The 16252-nt window shown below is 63.2% G+C and carries 16 protein-coding genes and 4 pseudogenes; 9 read left to right on the top strand and 11 right to left on the bottom strand.

Annotation, left to right across the window (positions count from 1 at the left end):
- Positions 1-799: 799 nt before the first annotated feature.
- Positions 800-2092 (bottom strand): tyrosine--tRNA ligase, encoded by a 1293-nt coding sequence (tyrS, locus tag G6N41_RS16955; protein ID WP_198965198.1) that lies wholly within the window; start codon positions 2090-2092, stop codon positions 800-802.
- A gap of 11 nt (positions 2093-2103) precedes the next feature.
- Positions 2104-2715, bottom strand: coding sequence for a DNA-3-methyladenine glycosylase (locus G6N41_RS16950; RefSeq protein WP_198965197.1), 612 nt, complete (start codon positions 2713-2715; stop codon positions 2104-2106).
- 58 nt (positions 2716-2773) lie between these two features.
- Here G6N41_RS16950 and G6N41_RS16945 point away from each other — a divergent pair, with 58 nt between their 5' ends.
- The 3 genes and pseudogenes from G6N41_RS16945 to G6N41_RS16935 all read left to right on the top strand — a co-directional run bounded on the left by G6N41_RS16945 (position 2774) and on the right by G6N41_RS16935 (position 4917).
- Positions 2774-3541 (top strand): ABC transporter ATP-binding protein, encoded by a 768-nt coding sequence (locus tag G6N41_RS16945; protein ID WP_198965196.1) that lies wholly within the window; start codon positions 2774-2776, stop codon positions 3539-3541.
- Positions 3538-4292 (top strand): annotated as a pseudogene (locus G6N41_RS16940) (ABC transporter permease). The gene G6N41_RS16945 and the pseudogene G6N41_RS16940 overlap by 4 nt, the downstream one beginning before the upstream one ends.
- A 1-nt stretch (position 4293) precedes the next feature.
- Positions 4294-4917, top strand: coding sequence for a TetR/AcrR family transcriptional regulator (locus tag G6N41_RS16935; protein WP_198965195.1), 624 nt, complete (start codon positions 4294-4296; stop codon positions 4915-4917).
- A 214-nt stretch (positions 4918-5131) separates the two neighbouring features.
- Here the strand turns inward: G6N41_RS16935 and G6N41_RS28715 are convergent.
- From G6N41_RS28715 to G6N41_RS16895, 8 genes and pseudogenes are all read right to left on the bottom strand, one after another.
- Positions 5132-5462: pseudogene (locus tag G6N41_RS28715) on the bottom strand (VOC family protein); the annotation flags it as partial.
- 109 nt (positions 5463-5571) lie between these two features.
- A complete protein-coding gene (locus G6N41_RS16925; protein WP_038579549.1) occupies positions 5572-5805 on the bottom strand; it encodes a Trm112 family protein in 234 nt (77 codons plus the stop codon).
- On the bottom strand, positions 5798-8782 hold the full coding sequence (locus tag G6N41_RS16920; RefSeq protein ID WP_198965193.1) for an acyl-CoA synthetase: 2985 nt from the start codon (positions 8780-8782) through the stop codon (positions 5798-5800). Before G6N41_RS16920 ends, G6N41_RS16925 begins: the two co-directional genes overlap by 8 nt.
- Before the next feature lie 774 nt (positions 8783-9556).
- A complete protein-coding gene (locus G6N41_RS16915) occupies positions 9557-9916 on the bottom strand; it encodes a transposase (protein ID WP_198965174.1) in 360 nt (119 codons plus the stop codon).
- Positions 9868-10104, bottom strand: coding sequence for a hypothetical protein (locus tag G6N41_RS16910; protein ID WP_198965175.1), 237 nt, complete (start codon positions 10102-10104; stop codon positions 9868-9870). The genes G6N41_RS16915 and G6N41_RS16910 overlap by 49 nt, the downstream gene beginning before the upstream one ends.
- Positions 10105-10109: 5 nt before the next feature.
- Positions 10110-10271 (bottom strand): hypothetical protein, encoded by a 162-nt coding sequence (locus G6N41_RS16905; protein ID WP_198913342.1) that lies wholly within the window; start codon positions 10269-10271, stop codon positions 10110-10112.
- On the bottom strand, positions 10247-10528 hold the full coding sequence (locus tag G6N41_RS16900; RefSeq protein WP_198965192.1) for a hypothetical protein: 282 nt from the start codon (positions 10526-10528) through the stop codon (positions 10247-10249). The genes G6N41_RS16905 and G6N41_RS16900 overlap by 25 nt, the downstream gene beginning before the upstream one ends.
- 72 nt (positions 10529-10600) lie before the next feature.
- Complete coding sequence (locus G6N41_RS16895) at positions 10601-10816, bottom strand: hypothetical protein (protein ID WP_198968062.1); 216 nt, start codon at positions 10814-10816, stop codon at positions 10601-10603.
- Positions 10817-10908: 92 nt separating this feature from the next.
- On the opposite strand from G6N41_RS16895, the gene G6N41_RS16890 reads away from it, so the two are divergent.
- The 5 genes and pseudogenes from G6N41_RS16890 to G6N41_RS16875 all read left to right on the top strand — a co-directional run bounded on the left by G6N41_RS16890 (position 10909) and on the right by G6N41_RS16875 (position 13702).
- A complete protein-coding gene (locus G6N41_RS16890; RefSeq protein WP_231609021.1) occupies positions 10909-11544 on the top strand; it encodes a peptidase in 636 nt (211 codons plus the stop codon).
- On the top strand, positions 11501-11935 hold the full coding sequence (locus G6N41_RS28710; RefSeq protein ID WP_321573794.1) for an N-formylglutamate amidohydrolase: 435 nt from the start codon (positions 11501-11503) through the stop codon (positions 11933-11935). Before G6N41_RS16890 ends, G6N41_RS28710 begins: the two co-directional genes overlap by 44 nt.
- 416 nt (positions 11936-12351) lie before the next feature.
- Complete coding sequence (locus tag G6N41_RS28705; RefSeq protein WP_231608549.1) at positions 12352-12840, top strand: hypothetical protein; 489 nt, start codon at positions 12352-12354, stop codon at positions 12838-12840.
- Between the two features lie 15 nt (positions 12841-12855).
- A pseudogene (locus G6N41_RS28700) lies at positions 12856-13194 on the top strand (transglutaminase-like domain-containing protein); the annotation flags it as partial.
- Positions 13195-13552: 358 nt separating this feature from the next.
- Positions 13553-13702 (top strand): hypothetical protein, encoded by a 150-nt coding sequence (locus G6N41_RS16875; protein WP_198965190.1) that lies wholly within the window; start codon positions 13553-13555, stop codon positions 13700-13702.
- A gap of 375 nt (positions 13703-14077) precedes the next feature.
- On the opposite strand, the pseudogene G6N41_RS16870 reads toward G6N41_RS16875, so the two are convergent.
- Positions 14078-14951, bottom strand: a pseudogene (locus G6N41_RS16870) (IS5 family transposase).
- 374 nt (positions 14952-15325) lie between these two features.
- On the opposite strand from G6N41_RS16870, the gene G6N41_RS16865 reads away from it, so the two are divergent.
- Entirely contained in the window at positions 15326-15943 is a 618-nt protein-coding gene (locus tag G6N41_RS16865; protein WP_198965189.1) for a hypothetical protein, read from the top strand.
- Positions 15944-16252: the final 309 nt, after the last annotated feature.

Here is a 16252-nt window from a genome sequence, read left to right as displayed (position 1 = left end):
CGGCCACTCATCGGACACTTCCTTGACGGCCAAATGCATTGGGCCCCTGCGCCTTCAGGGTAGACGGCCGCGACGGCCGAGGCGTGGATGGCTATGCAAAGTCAATGGAATTACATTGATAGGGCCACCGAATCACGTCCCACAATCGGGGGACAACGACTTCCCACAACCGGCGGATTAATTTCATATATCACAAATATTGTTTTAAACTATCCGCGTCCATAAAGATATCTGGAACAGAATACGAAAATTCCATTCTGTTTTAGGAAATTCACACCGAAGATTGGGAACTTTGACGTGGCCATTGAACTGCTTTTCCGCGAGACCGAAACCACCTACTCGGCCTTCTATGCCGGCCTGAGCGCCGACGAGGTCGTTGAGTGAGCTGATCGCTCGAGACGCACTGTCACGGTGGGGATCGGTTGATCGAGGGGTATTGATCCCCACCAAGGCACGGCCCACCGCCCCTCGGAAATGGCTGCCAGCCAACACTATTGCCGCGCGCCATGAGGTACGGACCCGGGCGGGCGGCAACGAAGTTCTATCCGCTGGACACACCGGCGCCGTTGCGCGGCGCCGACGCGACAGCCGGGCTTCGAATTACCATGAGGCGAGCTGCACGGCTATCAGTCAATTATCGGGTGTCCACCGCGCTTGGCGACCCCCGGCTTGGCCCCCACCAAGCCGTTCTCCAATCAATTCCAGTTTTCATTCGCGGTAAGCCGCGAATAGCCGCCCGGCAGCGCCCAGTGCTTTGAAAATGCTCGACTATGCATTTCGCTCACCGGGAAAGAGCCGCTCAGCCGACGCGTTCCACTCCGGCGATGTTCCGCTTGCCACGGCGCAGCACCAGCCAGCGCCCGTGCAGGAAGTCCGAAGTCTGCGGTACCCACTCATCGGTCTCGACCCGAATGTTGTTGACCGACACCCCTCCTTCGCCGATGGTGCGCCGCGCCGCGCCCTTGCTGGCCGAAAGCCCGGTGGCTACCAGCAGATCCACGATGCCGTCCGGAGTGTCCGGCTCGAGTTCGGCGATGCTCGTCTCGCGCAGTGCAGCACCCAGAGTCGCCTCGTCGAGCCGGCTCAACTCGTCATGGCCGAAAAGCGCTCGGCTGGCGTGCTCGACGGCCTCGGTAGCCGCCTCCCCATGCACCAGGGTGGTGAGTTCGACCGCCAGCCGGCGTTGGGCGGCGCGCTGGTGGGGCCGCTCGGCGGTGGCCTGCTCCAGCTCGGCCAGTTCCTCGGCAGCCAGGAAGGTGAACCACCGCAGGTAGCGGATCACATCCGCGTCGGCGGTGTTGACGAAGTACTGATACCAGGCGTACGGGCTGGTCATCTCGGGGTCCAGCCAAAGGCTGCCGCCGCCGGTCGACTTGCCGAACTTGGTGCCATCGGCGGCGGTCACCAGCGGGACCGTAAGGGCGTGCACCGCCGCACCCGACTTCTGGCGCACCAGGCGGACGCCAGCGATGATGTTGCCCCACTGATCCGATCCGCCGATCTGCAGCGTGCAGCCGTGGCGCCGGTGCAGTTCGACGTAGTCGTTGGCCTGCAGCAGCATGTAGCTGAACTCGGTGTAGGAGATCCCCTCCCCCTCCAGCCGCCGCCGGATGGTATCCCGATCCAGCATCACGTTCACCGAGAAGTGTTTGCCGACGTCACGCAGAAACTCGACGGTCGACATGGCGGCGGTCCATTCGAGGTTGTTCTCGACGATCGCGCCGGTGGGAGATCCGTCGAAGTCGACGAAGCGTTCCAGCTGGCCGCGGATCCGCTCGGTCCAGTTGGCCACGGTATCGGCGTCGTTGAGACTGCGCTCACCGATGTCGCGAGGGTCGCCAATCATCCCGGTGGCCCCACCAGCCAACACGATGGGACGATGGCCCGCTCGCTGAAATCGCCGCAACGCCAATAGCGGCACCAGGTGTCCGGCATGAAGACTTGCCGCGGTGGGGTCGAAACCGGCATAAACCGTCAGCGGCGGGCGCTGTGCGTCGGCGGCCAGCGCGTCAAGGTCGGTGGACTGGGCGATCAAGCCGCGCCAGCCCAGCTCGTCGAGGATCCCAGCTGACCCAGAAGAGTTTGAAGACATCGCGCAAGACTCTAGTCGCTGGCCCCGAGAGCGGGTGCTCGTGGACTTCGTCGATACGCCGACACCTCCGGACGGTCGGCCAACCACAACCGCCAGTGCCGGTCGGCGGCGCGGCTGATCCCCACCCGCGGCCCTGAGGCCGCCGCAACCGGTTCGTGCAGCTGCAGCGTGACCGGACTGGCCGGGTCAAATAAATCAATCCCGTTGTCATCCATGGTGATCCCTAGCGCCGAACACAGGTTTCCCGGACCACGCCCGAGCGCGGCGGTGGCAACCAGCTCACCCCGGCGGGACCGGGCGACATCGGTACCGCAGCCAATGGCGCACGCCCTGAGCAGCACCGCCGCGGCCGTACCGTCGGGACCACACGCGACGTTGGCGCATACGTGAATTCCGTGGCTGCGGTAGGTGTAGAGCCGACCGGGTGGACCGAACATGACGCAGTTGCGCGCACTGGGTCCGCGATAGGAATGGGCCGCCGCGTCGGGCCACGGGCCGTCGGGAACCCCGCCGTAGGCCTCGACCTCGACGATGACGCCGCACACCCCCCGCGCGGCGATGTTCGCCCCGAGCAGTCGATGTGCGGCAGATACCGGGTCGACCAGCAGTTGCTCAGCGCTCATCGCAGCGATTGTGCCCTTCCTCTTGACAAACCCCACTTCTAGGTTGCCTATTCATCGCATGGTGACTTCAACAAGCGTTGAATTGCTAACAGGTGGGTCACAGCCGGCTGTCAGCATCAAGCACCTACGAGTAATCCGCGGCAAACACTCCGCGCTGCACGACCTCTCGGTCGACATTGCGCGCGGCACCATCACCGGGCTGCTCGGGCCATCCGGGTGCGGCAAGACCACCCTGATGCGCAGCATCGTCGGCACCCAGATCGTGACGTCGGGAACCGTCACCGTGCTAGGTCATCCGGCCGGTTCTGCCGTGCTGCGCCGCCAGGTCGGATATCTACCACAAGATCCAGCGATCTACCACGACCTGCGAATCATCGACAACGTCCGTTACTTCGCCGCCCTCTACGGCTACAACAGGCAAGCCGCCGATGATGCGATCGCGCGAGTGGGCCTGACCGATCACCGCACCGACTACTGCGCCAACTTGTCCGGCGGACAGCGAACCCGGGTGTCGCTGGCGTGCGCGCTGGTGTGTCACCCCACGTTGCTTGTCCTCGACGAACCTACGGTGGGCCTGGATCCCGTTTTGCGCGTGGATCTTTGGCAGCAGTTCACCGAGCTAGCCCGCGCCCGAACGACATTGCTGATTTCCAGTCACGTCATGGATGAAGCCGAGCACTGCGGCGATCTGCTGCTGATGCGTGCTGGCCGCCTAGTGGCGCACACCACCCCGTCCCAACTACGGAAGGACACCGGATGCATGTCGCTGGAGGAGGCGTTTCTCTCCATGATCCGCCGCCACACCACCACGCAACAGGCCGAATAGGCCCGCGCGCGTACACCGCTACCACGACGCGAATCCTGCGTCAGCTCGCCGCCGATCACCGCAGCGTTGCGATGATCCTGCTGGTGCCGGTGCTGGTGATCACGCTGATGTATTTCATGTTCGAAAATGCCCCCCACCGCCCCGGCACGCAAACGCCGTTCAACAACGCATGTTTGATCCTGCTGGGTCTGTTCCCGCTTTTCGTGATGTTCATCATCACCTCGATCACGATGCAGCGAGAGCGGGCATCTGGGACGTTGGAGCGCGTACTGACCACGCCGCTGGGGCGGCTGGACATGCTGGCCGGTTACGGCACAGCATTTTCGCTCGCGGCGGCCGCACAAGCCACGGTGGCTTGCATCGTGTCGTTTTGGCTTCTGGGATTCGACACCGCGGGCAGTCCCGTGTGGGTCTTCGTAATCGCTGTCGTCAACGCCATTCTGGGAGTGGGTTTGGGATTGTTGTTCAACGCCTTCGCCCGCACGGAGTTTCAGGCCGTGCAGTTCATCCCCTTGGTGATGGTGCCGCAGTTGCTGCTGGCCGGCATCATCGTCCCTCGTGCGGTCATGCCCACCTGGCTCGAGTGGGTCAGCAACGCCATGCCCGCAAGCTACGCTCTGGAAACCTTGCAGCAAGTGGGAGCTCATCCCGAGCTCACCTACATCGCTCTTCGCGACATCGTCGTCGTGGTGGTTTCGCGGTCGCATCCCTTTGCCTGGCCGCCGCAACCCTACGCCGACGGACGTCCTAGCGTGGAAACGACAAACACCGGACGCCGGCGACCTGGACGCCCCACCGGCACCTCAAACACCAGGGAACACATCCTGAGCTGTGCGCGAGAACTCTTTGCGCGCAATGGTCTTGACCGAACCTCGGTCCGGTCGGTGGCTGCGGCCGCCGGCGTGGATGCCTCTCTTGTGCATCACTACTACGGCACCAAACAACAGCTGTTCGCTGCCGCAATCCAAATCCCCATCGATCCGACCGTGGTGCTCGAGCAGATTGTCGAAACCCCCGTTGACGAACTCGGGCTCAAGATACCGTCCGTGTTGCTGCCACTGTGGGATTCCGAGCTGGGCACCGGGCTCATCGCGACCCTGCGGGCGTTGATGGCAGGCACCGAATCGAATCTGGCACGCTCTTTCCTGCAGGAGGTGGTGACGAGCGAAGTAGGTTCGCGAGTCGACTCCCCCACGGGAACCGGCAGGATCCGGGCCCAGTTCGTGACCTCCCAACTGCTGGGAGTGGTGATGGCTCGCCACATCGTCAAGATCGAGCCCTTCGCCTCACTGCCGGCCGACCAGGTCGCACAGGCCATCGCTCCCACCCTGCAGCGCTACCTCACCGGTGAACTGCCAGAGGAGATTGCATCATGAAACGAGCGCGCTCGTCAGCGATGACGTCGATGAGGCGGTGGGGCCGATCGACCAACAACACCAGGCCCTCGCCCGCGCTGCGGTAGACACGGCTCAGCCATGGGGGGCCAGGCAAACCTACCGCCACCCAGATATGACAGCCGACGCCGGCCAGCCCGGCACACCAAGACTCTCAGCACTCTCTGAGCGTTCGGTGTGCCGGGCCGAGGCTGGACTCGAGAGCCTGCTCGATGCCGTCGACCGAGAAGGCAACCCGATGCATTCCAATCTCGTTGGGCACCGTGGGCTTCGACTCCATCGCCGTTGGGTGGATGTACTCGAAGAGCTCGAGACGACCGTGCCCGTCTGGCGTCCGGAGCAACGCAACGTTGGCGTGATTGCCATCAAGGCCGACGGCAGTGTCGGTCCATTCACCACTGACCGTGTCACGCCCGACGACCGTGAGACCGAGGTCGGTGAGACGTGAGACCGAGGTCGGTGAGAAAGGAGATCGTTGCTTCGAGGTCGCGAACGGCGATGCCGACATTCTCGAGTTTAGTGGCCATGCGTCGCACGCTACCGAACCGGACCCAGGCACGAATCCTCGTCGCGTTCGTTGTGGCCGTAGGGACGTCCTCCGGTAGTCACGCCCCGCCGCATTGTCGGGTTGCGCCGTCAGCCCGCGGGCGAATCCGTCGGTAAGCCAGGTGCCGTGAAGCGAGCGTGCTCATCGTCGGTGACGTCGCGGGCCTGATCGATCAGCAAGACCGGAATGTCGTCGTCGATCCGATATGCGCGCCGTAGCCGCGGGTTGTAGAGCAGCCGGCCCCGTTCGCCGTCCTCTACGAGCAGCAGCGGACCCCGGTCGGCCGGGCACACCAGGATCTTGAGCAGCTTTTCGTCAAGCATCGGCGGGCGCCTCGCCGCTGAGTTCGGCACGTACCGCCGGCGTCAACCGTCGGAACTCGCTGGTGTCGGCATCGAAATACCATGCCTGGCGTCCTGGCTTGGGAAGCCCGGCCGCCCGCAGGGCGCTGACCGTCGGACGGTAGGTCGCGCTGAGCGAGAGCGTCGGCACCACGTGCACGAGGTCGGGGCCCAGGCCGATCGGCATGCCGGCCACGGCATCGGTTAGGTCGGCCCCCGTGATGGTCGCGCCCGGGCGCAGTGTCACTGCCGATACCGCGAGCTGATGCTCGCCGACCGAGACTTCGTAGGTGACCGCAAGGTCAACGGCGTCGATGATGCCGAGCGCGTCGGTGACGGGTTCGACATAGATCATCCCGCGCGCGGTGCGCGCCACCGAGCCGCGCCGGCCCACCAGCCAGAAGTCTCCGTCCTCGTCGCGGCGGAACAGGTATTCGGTGGATATCCAGGTGTCCGCGGGGGCAAAAACCCCGCGTTTGACCGAGGCCGTCGGATCGATGGGGCCTCTGGATTGGGCCAGCAGCACCCCGACCTGGTTTGCCTCGGCGATCTGCACGAAGCCACGCTCGTTCTCCAGAATCAGGTCGTGTTCGGCATCGTAGGCACCGAGCTCAACACGTCCAGCCCCGGGCAACGGCCGACCTTTGCTGCCGATCTTGGCGCCAGACACATTGGCCAGCACCGCCTGTCCGTCGGTGGTAGCGAAGAACTCGACGACGTGAGCGAGTGCGAACGTCTCAACGACGCGCTCCCAGAGTCCGGTCGGCATCCCAGAGCCGATGAACAGCCGCACCGGGTGGTTACCGTGCAACGCAAACTCGGGATTGTCGACCACGTCACGCAGCATCGCCCAGGTGTAGGAAACCACCGTCACGCCGTATCGCCGCACTTCGTTGAGGAACCGGTCTGGCCGCAATCCGCGGGACAGCGCAATGCGGGCGCCTCCAACAACCGCACCGCCCAAGCTGACCAGCAGCGCGGACTCGTGGTGCAGCGGAGTCAAGGCGTAGACCGTGTCCTTGCGGTCCAGGGAGGCCGTTGAGGCGGTTCCAAAAGCCGACACCGCCCAGCGATAGTTGGTGATCTGTTTCGCCACCAGTTCACCGCCGATTCCGCTGAACGCGATGAAGGCCAGATCCCTTGCTAGACCGGGGTTCTGCCGATACCAGGCGGGCAGTTCGACGGCGTCCGGGTCGATCTGTTCCATGTCGATGACGTCGGCGTCCTCGGGCAGGTCCAGATCGCGCGCCTCGCCACCGCCCAGCACCAATATCTGCCCCGGGAGTTGCCGTGCAGCACCGAGATTGGTTGGGTCAGCCAAGATCTCGGTCGCTCCCCCAAGCCGAACCTGGGCAGCAAGGTCGACGTCCTGGCGCATCAGCACCGCCACCGCCCCCAACCGGGACAGCGCCGCGATCGCGACCAGGGCGCTGGGCCGTGTCTCCATCAGCACGCCCACCCGGTCACCTTGTCGCACACCGACTTCGATCAGACCCCGAACGACGTTGTTGATGCGCCGGTTGACGGCCTCGTAGGTGTGCACGCGATCGTCGAACAACAGGAATTCGCCCTGCGGCGCGTCACGTGCTTGCTCGTCGATGATGCGGCCCAGCGAAATTCGGGTATGGTCATTGAGCTGGCCCAGTCGAGCCAGGCGCGGCAGCGTGCGGACCGTTTCAACGGCCAGGGTGCGCACCGATCTATTGGCCGCAAAGACCGCCTCAGCCGCACCGCGAGCCACGGCCAGCGCCGCCTCCGAGACCTCCCCGAGGCCGTGCGCGACACGGGAGCTGAACGCGACACCGCTGTCGGTGTGTTCGGCCGGCTGCTCGACCATCAGGCCGATGTTGGCCGGCTTGTCTGCGTCGCGAGACAGCCAATTCACCCAGTCCGCGACGGTCGGCCAGCTCTGCTGGGCAGCCCTGGATCCCACGACGAGGCCGAAATGACCGGTCCGGATCAGGCATTCGTAGACATCGGTGTTGGGTGCCGCGCGCCGGATACCGCGCACCGACGCCGGCTGCCCGATGTCGTCGACTTCGCCGACGAACGCCAGTACAGGGCAGGTGATATCGGTGAGTGTCACCATCTGCCCGTTGATGGCGAAACCACCGGTCATCATTCGGTTGTGCGCAATGAACTGCTTGAGCAGCTCCGAGATCGCCGGACCCGACCAGGCGATCCACCCTTCGCGCTCAAGGAATCTGCGCTGCTGCTCGCGCGGCAGCAACGCTTCACGGTCGTGCAGCTGACGCACGAAATCCACCCGGGCCTTGGCGGTCTTGAGCGGGTCCATCATCTGAAAGCCGGCGCGCGCCATCCAACTTGGGATATCCAGCCGGTTGAAGACATGATCGGCCATGAAGTCTGCGATGGCGGCCCCATAGTTGGCCGGAATGCCCATCGGCAGAGCCGCCAAGGTGTCCACCGGGGAGCCGAACGCCACGATGCTGGCGATGTTCTTGGAACGCCGATACGCGGCGGCCTGATAGCAGAACATGCCCCCTTGCGAATACCCGACGATGTGCACGTCGCTGCCGGTGGTGTCCTTGACCGTGTCGATGACTTCACTGAGCGCCACGATGTGGTCGGCGAGGTTGCGGCGCATGCCGCCCTCGACTTTGTCGGGTGAGCCGAAGTCGATGACCCAGGGGTCCAGTCCCCGGGCATGCAGGATTCCGACGGCGCCTTCTTCTCGGGTGACGTCCCACATGTCGGCCGACATCATCATCGGGTGCACCATCAACACCGGTGGTCCGACCGGCGGCTGACCCGGCCGGTTGTCCGGCGGAAAGTATCGTCGCAGCTTGTACATGGGTACGCTCTCGACGATCTGCGAAGGCGATGGGACGCTGCCCGTTTCCAGGCCTCCCAGCCGTAGCACTTCCAAACCATTCTGGGCGGTGGCCACCAGACGCTCGACCGGGCGTGTGACCATCGACAAATTGAGATCCACCACTGCTCCCTGATTGTGCCTTGACAGCGTGGACATCATGGCACATGTACAAGCAGAGCGGTTCCAGTCACGCTGTTTGCGGGTGCGAAAGACCCTGATCCGAGCAGGGCGACGATTCGTCGCGGTCGACAAGAGGAGGTGCCGCGTCGGCCGCTCGGTCGGCCAATTGGCAGCCGGCGGCATCCGTGTGGGTTTTCTGGACCCTTGACCATGGCATGGCGGCACGGTGACACATGGTTGCCCCACCCGGTGGCAGCCCTCCAATGATTCGTCGCACAGCGGGTGGTCCTGCCAGCCGTGGAACGTCTCCGCGTGTGCCGAGTTAGCCAGAGACGGTTCTTCTTGTCCTCTTGCGAGACGAACGCCAGTCGTCGGTACCGGATTTGCTGGCCTTTGCCCGCGGCTCAGCGCGCGGTGAAATCGCACATTTAGCCGAATGCGACCCGCACGTGCCTGGATGCGTACGCCGGCGCCGTGTACTCTCGATAACATCGGGGCAGGATCGAACAGGGATCGGTAGTCGTTCTTACCTGCGTTTTCTGCCAGCAGCCTACAGCACGCGGCAAACATGAACGGCGGGTTCGATTGCCCAGAAGGTGCCTCGCGTGACGTACTGTATTGGTGTAATGCTCGAAAGGGGAATGATTTTCGCCTCGGACTCCCGTACGAATGCCGGCGTGGACAACTTCTCCAAGATGACAATACGTGATGCATCAAGTCAAGATGCCTGCGAAACCTGGTTCATGCATCAGGTAAGGAATGCCCGCGAAATCGGGGTCAGGTGGTGGTCTTGCTTTTGATGCGGATGCCGGCTTTGAGGGCGGGTAGAGCGGCGGGTATGGCGGCGAGGTAGAGCTGTTCGGTCTTGTCTTTGGCGAGTCTGAGCAGGGCGGCTTGCAGGTCGGCGATCTGGTGGGCGATCGCGGCGGGGTTGAGGCTGTTGCGGTAGGTGAGCAGCTCTGTTTGTTGGGCCGCTGAGAGGACTCCGGCGGCCAGCAGCCGGTCCAGGGGGGTCTGGGGCTTGTCGTAGAGCCGGCGGCGGTGACCGTCGCGGCTGCAGCCGTAGCTGATGGGTTTGATGGTGGGGGTCAGGTAGTTGAGCCGGTCGTTGACCAGGTGCCACAGCCGGTTGAGCACGGCGCGTTCTTCGTCGGTGTCGTAGCGGTAGTAGACCCGTAGCGACGCACGAGGTGGTTGTTTTTGGACTCGATGGTGGCCTGGTCGTTCTTCTTGTAGGGCCGTGAGCGGGTGAAGAAGATCTCCATGTCCGCGGCCCACTTGATGACCGCCTTATTGAGGAATTCGGTGCCGTTGTCGAAGTCCAAACCCGTTACCTTATAGGGATTTTAGTAATTCCGGTTTTGAGGGCGCCCAGGATGTGGGGGTGGGCGTTGTTGCGCACCGTGCGGGTGAACACCCAGCCGATGTGCATGTCGGTGAGGTTGACCGTGCGGGCGAACTCACCTTTCAGTGTCGGGCCGCAGTGCGCCACGGTGTCGCCTTCGAAGAACCCCGGAGATTCTTCGGCCTCATCGCCTGCTTTGCAGATGGTGATCGAGGACCGCAGCAGCGGGGAGGGTTTCGTCGTCGACACACCGAGATCTGGTCGCGGGCCTTGGCGCCGCGCAGGTAGCGGTCGATCGTGGCGCTGCTCATCGCCAACAGCTCGGCACGCACCGCCGGGCCGTAACGGTCACGGCCGTCCACCAGTTCGCCGTGGCGTTCTAGAGCATCCAACTGAAGTGCCATGGAAGCGGCCAGATACCGGCCGCACTGCCCGCCTGAGGCCGCCCACACCTTCTGCAACACCTTGAGCGCATCCTAGGAGTACTTCGGATTGCGTTGCCGGCGAGTCCGTTTGGCGACCTGCCGACCCGCTCCCGGCGGCGCGGCCGCCGCCCTCAACCGCCGCCGGGCGTTGTCACGCGACCAGCCGGTGACCGCCACCACCTGATCCAGAATCTGCCCCTTGTCCGCCTTCGGCGCCCCCACATACGCCCTGGCGAACTTCGCGGTGATCTCGGCCCGAGACGACATCGACAGCCCACTTCCCATGCCTGCCAAGGATCGACCGTTTCGCGGGCATTTTTACGTGATCCACCGAGGACGCTTCACGGGCATTTCTCGTGATGCTTGCCGCGGTATTTGAGCGTCGCGGCAACCGCGTTATAGTTCTGCTGAGTTCAGGAAACCTAGCCGGAACGCAGGCCGTCATCAGCGTACTGACACAGCGCTGCGCAGACAGTGGCGGGGCTGCCAATATCCTGGACGCTCGAACTATGTTCGACGTCGTGAGGCTGGTCTCGGATGCAACGCGCGATATCGAAAAGCGAGACGGTAAGTACCTGGAAGAGAACAGCATTCGTTTCAATGCTTCGTTCATCGTCGGCGGGCAGATCAGAGAAGAGCCGATGCGGCTGTTCCGGACCTATGCCGAGGGCAATTTCATCGAAGCAGGAGCCGAGACACCCTTCCTGCAGACCGGTGAAACCAAGTACGGCAAGCCGATCCTCGACCGCGTGCTTATACGACAAACGACAATCGCAGATGCTGCGAAGTCTGTACTCGTGTCTTTCGATTCGACCATGCGCAGCAATTTGTCGGTTGGCATGCCGATCGACTTGATTTGCTATGAACGGGACAGCCTAGAAGTACAGGGGCGGCGGAGATTCGACGAGGGCGACGCATATTTCACCGCGCTCGGCCACTCCTGGGGCGAAGGTGTGCGGCAAGCGTTTCGCCATTTGCCCGAGTTGCACTGGTGAGGCGGTCGTCACGGTGGATACCTTCATCATCACCTGCGAACACGGCGGCGATCGGATACCCCCGCCCTACCGGCTGCTGTTTCGGGGAAAACGGCCACTCCTGGATTCCCACCGTGGCTACGATCCCGGGTCGCTGATCATGGTGGATGCACTCGCCGGCGAGTTTGCAGCGCCACCGGTGGCGTCAACTGTCAGCCGTCTGTTCATCGATCTCAATCGCTCGATCGGCCATCCACAACTCTTTTCGGCGGTAACCCGCGTCCTATCAGACCAGATCCGGGCGCAGATCATCGAACAGCAGTACCGGTCCTACCGCATCCAGGTCGAGCGTCTCGTCACTCAGGCGGTGGCGCGCGGCCATCACGTGATCCACATCTCGTCGCACAGCTAGATGGCAAAGTGCGCCGCACCGATGTGGGCTTGCTCCACCACCCCAGCCGGCAAGGGAAGGCGGATCTGTGTGCCCACTGGAAAGAGTCGCTCGCGGAATCCGCTCCCGATCTTCGCGTACGGCGCAATTACCCCTATGCCGGAAAAGGCGAAGGGTTGACTTCGCACTTGCGTGTGCGATTCGCTCCGAGCGACTACGTCTGTATCGAACTCGAGGTCAATCATGGCATCACCTTGACCGGAGGCCGACGCTGGGCAGCGTTGCGGCGCAAGTTGATCGATTCGCTACGCACGACATGTACGGCCTGACCGCGCCATGATTCACGCCCTGGGCCAAGTGGCTCGAGAAAGTGCCTATCGCGCTACCCACGCGGTAAGCCATAAACGCCTTCACCTGCTGGATACCGGAGAAAAATAATGCAGATTCACGTCGGCTTCGAAATGATCTACGAATGCCCGCAGCCCACACCGATGATCTTGAACCTCAACGTTCACTTCACCCGCGTGTGCGATCTCGTCGGCCGCGACGACCTGACCATCGGCCCGCCCGTCCCGATGGCAGCCTATCGTGACAGCTTCGGCAACTGGTGCACCCGCATCGTTGCGCCCAAGGGGAGCACCCGGGTCTCGGCCGACGCGCTCGTCAACGACACCGGACTCCCCGACCCCATTGTTCCTCAGGTACAACAGATTCCCGTTCAGGACCTACCAGAGGAGACCCTTGTCTTTCTGCTCGGGAGCCGGTACTGCGAAACCGATCGGCTTTCGGAGACTGCATGGAAGCTCTTCGGGAAGACGCCACCGGGATGGGGCCGCGTTCAGGCCATCTGCGACTACGTTCAGCAGCATGTCACTTTCGGCTACGAACACGCCCGCATGACACGGACGGCGCTGGAAACGTATTAGGACCGGACCGGCGTCTGCCGCGATTTCACACATCTCGCCGTTGCGTTTTGCCGCTGCATGAACATCCCCGCGCGCTACTGCACCGGCTACCTAGGCGACATCGGCGTACCCCCAGTCGACGATCCGATGGACTTCTCCGCCTGGTTCGAGGTCTTCCTCGGCGGGCATTGGCATACCTTCGACGCGCGCCACAACACCCCGCGCATCGGCAGAGTGTTGATCGCACGTGGCCGCGACGCGGCTGACGTCGCACTCAACAACACGTTCGGCCCCAACACATTGACAAGCTTCAGGGTATGGACCGATGAGGTACCCGCTGGTCCGGTTCAAGCGCGCAAGCCGCCGACGGCATGAGGACTGCCCGTGCCGGCGCAACATCCGTCGACACCACCAGAGAGCGGGAACACTAACGCCATACCAACTTGCACATAGCACCCGGTTGAGTGCAGCCAGTGGGTCTCAGCCGGTCTTCGCTTATGCTCCCATGCTTCCCAGTATCGGTGCGCTCGTGCGCAGGGCGTCGGTCACCCATAACCAAGCCTGTGCCACAGCTGCGTGCTGCATCCAGGAGCGCCTCCGGTGCCACGCGGACGGGCCGCGGTGGCCGGCAGGGGCGCGTTGTACGCGGCCGGCAACCGGCTCGCATTACAGAAGGACCGGGTTGGACATGGCACCATCTAAATGATGGACATCGGCTAGCGAAGGAGCGGCGATGAAAAGGGACCGGGCAGAACAAATCGAGCAGGAATTGCTGCAGCCGCTCGCAGAGGCCCTGCGCGCTCAGCTTGGTGATGTGGGGGAAGTCCACGTCCGCAATGAGCCGCGCCTGATGTCTAGTGAACGGGTCGAGTACACGACCTAGCTCGAAGTCGCGCTTCACGGTGCACGAACCGAAGTTATCTTTCGGCCGCTGAACCGCGAGGATTTCTCTGCGATCTGGCAATGGGGAAAGGCCGGCAGATTCATCTTCCCGATTCCACAAGGAGACGGTGGTGCCGACGACAGCGCCCCAACGTCCATTGATGCGGTAGCCGAACGCATCTGCCAAACCGCAAGCATGTGGCATGAGGAACCGCCCGAATCGTTTGGTTGGTCAGTCACCTGACGGCAAGGTGCTCCGGGTCGAAATGCCAAGCCAGCGCTGAAAGCGTTGAACGCCTTGGAATTTGAATCCTCGTCCACCGACCGGGTCCTGCCCCCCCCCGGTGAGGCGCCCAGTGCTTCTAGGTCCTGTCTGCTAATTGCGGACGCGGTGGTAGGTGATGATGGCGGCCAGGGTGACACCGCCGAGGTAGGTCAGGGCGTATTTGTCGTAGCGGGTGGCGACCGCGCGCCAGTGTTTGAGCCGGTTGAAGCTTCGCTCGACGGTGTTGCGGTGCTTGTAGATTCGGCCTGAGAACCCCGGAGGCCGTCCTCTGTTGCGGCCTTTGGCTTTGCGGCGGGTGATCTGGTCGCTGCGCTCGGGGATGGTATGGGCGATCTTGAGCCGGCGCAGCTGTGCCCGCGTCGAGTCATAGGAGTACGCCTTGTCCGCCAGCAGGCGAAACGGGGCGTATGAGTTGCTGCACCGGGCGGCCAGCAATGGCCAAAGCATCGGATTATCACCGGCTTGACCGGCCGACAGTGCCAGGGTGACCGGACTGCACAGCTGGTCGGTCAAGGCGTGGATCTTGGTAGTCAGCCCGCCGCGGGAACGCCCAATGACGTGGTCATCGGGCTCATCGAGATATTTCTTGTAATTCGACAGATCCCCCTGTGCGGCGCCCGGGGCGCGCTCCGGCTGCGTGTCGGTGGGCGCGCACACTGGTCGAATCGACCGACAACAGTGCGCCCAGGTCGGCGTCCTCGGCGTCGAGGTCAGAGGCGATCGCCGCGAAGATCCGCGCGTAGATGCCATCGACCGACCAGCGTAGATGCCTCTCGGCCACCGATTGCCAGGGACCGAAGTGCTCGGGCAGGTCACACCACGGAGATCACGTACGGTAACGCCAGATAATGCCCTCCAGAGTACGTCGATGATCGTTCCACGGCCGGCCACGCCGCCGCCCCGCAGGCAACACCGCCACGATCAGCGACCACAAATCATCAGAAATCGCATGCGTCCGCATCACCCAAACAGCATCAGCCAAAACACCATTCACATTAAGCAGACACGCCCTAGTGCGCCCGCGGCATCAGAGGACCATTCCTGGCCCCTACTTGGGTCGTTCGCGGATCGGCCGCACCACCTTCGGAATCCCAGGTCGACTTCGCCTCCGCCAACTCTTTGTGCCCGTCGGCGCGATCAATGCCCGCGCCGAGCACTTCCCTGGCGGTTGGGTACGTCCTATCGGTACCCGCTGAGGTGGGCCGCCCCATAGCGGCATGGTTGGTGATAGCTCGCGATTCGGTGATGTGCGTCATCCTGCTCCGTCTGGCCGCGGGTGCTAGCTGTCGTTTGGGCCCGAGGGAATCCGGATGGGGCGATCTCTTATGGCGTGGTGCTATGCGGATGCCGCACCGTCGTCTTCCTCAGCCGGCGATTGTTCATCGGCTCTCGCCCCGCCTTCTGGTGTTCAATCTGCCGAATCAGCTCGTGCTTTGCTTCGCCAAGGGCGTGGGTTATGTCCGGGCTATCAGCAACCGCCACCAGAGGCGGAAAGCCGGGCAGACTCGCGCGCAATGTGACGCGCTGCTCCTTGCCGCCGCGGTCCTGCAAGGAGACATCCACGACAACCTGATGGGAATCCCACCTTCCCAGGTGGGGCCAGAGCGTCGCCAGTTCCTCCACCACGTGGCGGCGCTCCTTCTCTTTGAAACCCGCACCCAAACGAAGCACATATCCCCCGACATGCCCTCGCTTGCGCTCAGAATTGCTCATTGTGGCCTCATTTCGGGCGTTCCGGTCGCCGATGGCCGCATAGGCGGCGACATTGCCGTGGCGTTGATCGCGCCGGATAGGCACCCGAGCGCGGTTGTTCTTGTCTCTCGTGGTGGTTCTGCGTTGGCTGCAAGGCGCGGCCACACAGTTCGGAATTGTCGCGATGAGTCGGCTTCGTGGAATGACCGCACCCGTTTTACGGGACTGACGCAAAACATCGACAATGACAGCAAACCTGCCTGAGCACTTGCCATCAGTTGCCGTCGGAGCCGGACTTTTGGTCAAAACGCTTGCTAGATGGCCCATCTACAACGTATGACTATAACGCAGTCTACGCGCTCGGATGCTGCTTGGCGAAGCTTCGGCGACAATGGGTCAAGATTCAGTCGCCAGTAACATCGCTGACGGCGTCGGGGTGGTCGTGGTGTCTGGTCCAGACATGACAACACCGGCGCCACCGATGACGTGCGCGACGGCGTGTCGAGGGATCTACTCTCGCGATGCTGCGTGCGATCGTTCTCCAGGTCCGCGGCCACCGGCACGGCCAGTCGA

Origin of the sequence: Mycobacterium shottsii, assembly GCF_010728525.1 — a bacterium.
Lineage (GTDB): Bacteria > Actinomycetota > Actinomycetes > Mycobacteriales > Mycobacteriaceae > Mycobacterium > Mycobacterium marinum.
This window is presented reverse-complemented; position numbering and strand designations above follow the sequence as displayed.

What these genes read in the sequence shown, in the direction of transcription:
- tyrS (WP_198965198.1), bottom strand. Translation starts at nt 2,092, where the DNA reads ATGTCTTCAAACTCTTCTGGGTCAGCTGGGATCCTCGACGAGCTGGGC.
- G6N41_RS16950 (WP_198965197.1), bottom strand. Translation starts at nt 2,715, where the DNA reads ATGAGCGCTGAGCAACTGCTGGTCGACCCGGTATCTGCCGCACATCGA.
- G6N41_RS16945 (WP_198965196.1), top strand. Translation starts at nt 2,774, where the DNA reads ATGGTGACTTCAACAAGCGTTGAATTGCTAACAGGTGGGTCACAGCCG.
- G6N41_RS16925 (WP_038579549.1), bottom strand. Translation starts at nt 5,805, where the DNA reads ATGCTTGACGAAAAGCTGCTCAAGATCCTGGTGTGCCCGGCCGACCGG.
- G6N41_RS16900 (WP_198965192.1), bottom strand. Translation starts at nt 10,528, where the DNA reads ATGGCACTTCAGTTGGATGCTCTAGAACGCCACGGCGAACTGGTGGAC.
- G6N41_RS16895 (WP_198968062.1), bottom strand. Translation starts at nt 10,816, where the DNA reads ATGTCGTCTCGGGCCGAGATCACCGCGAAGTTCGCCAGGGCGTATGTG.
- G6N41_RS16890 (WP_231609021.1), top strand. Translation starts at nt 10,909, where the DNA reads ATGCTTGCCGCGGTATTTGAGCGTCGCGGCAACCGCGTTATAGTTCTG.
- G6N41_RS28705 (WP_231608549.1), top strand. Translation starts at nt 12,352, where the DNA reads ATGCAGATTCACGTCGGCTTCGAAATGATCTACGAATGCCCGCAGCCC.
- G6N41_RS16875 (WP_198965190.1), top strand. Translation starts at nt 13,553, where the DNA reads ATGAAAAGGGACCGGGCAGAACAAATCGAGCAGGAATTGCTGCAGCCG.
- G6N41_RS16865 (WP_198965189.1), top strand. Translation starts at nt 15,326, where the DNA reads ATGCGGATGCCGCACCGTCGTCTTCCTCAGCCGGCGATTGTTCATCGG.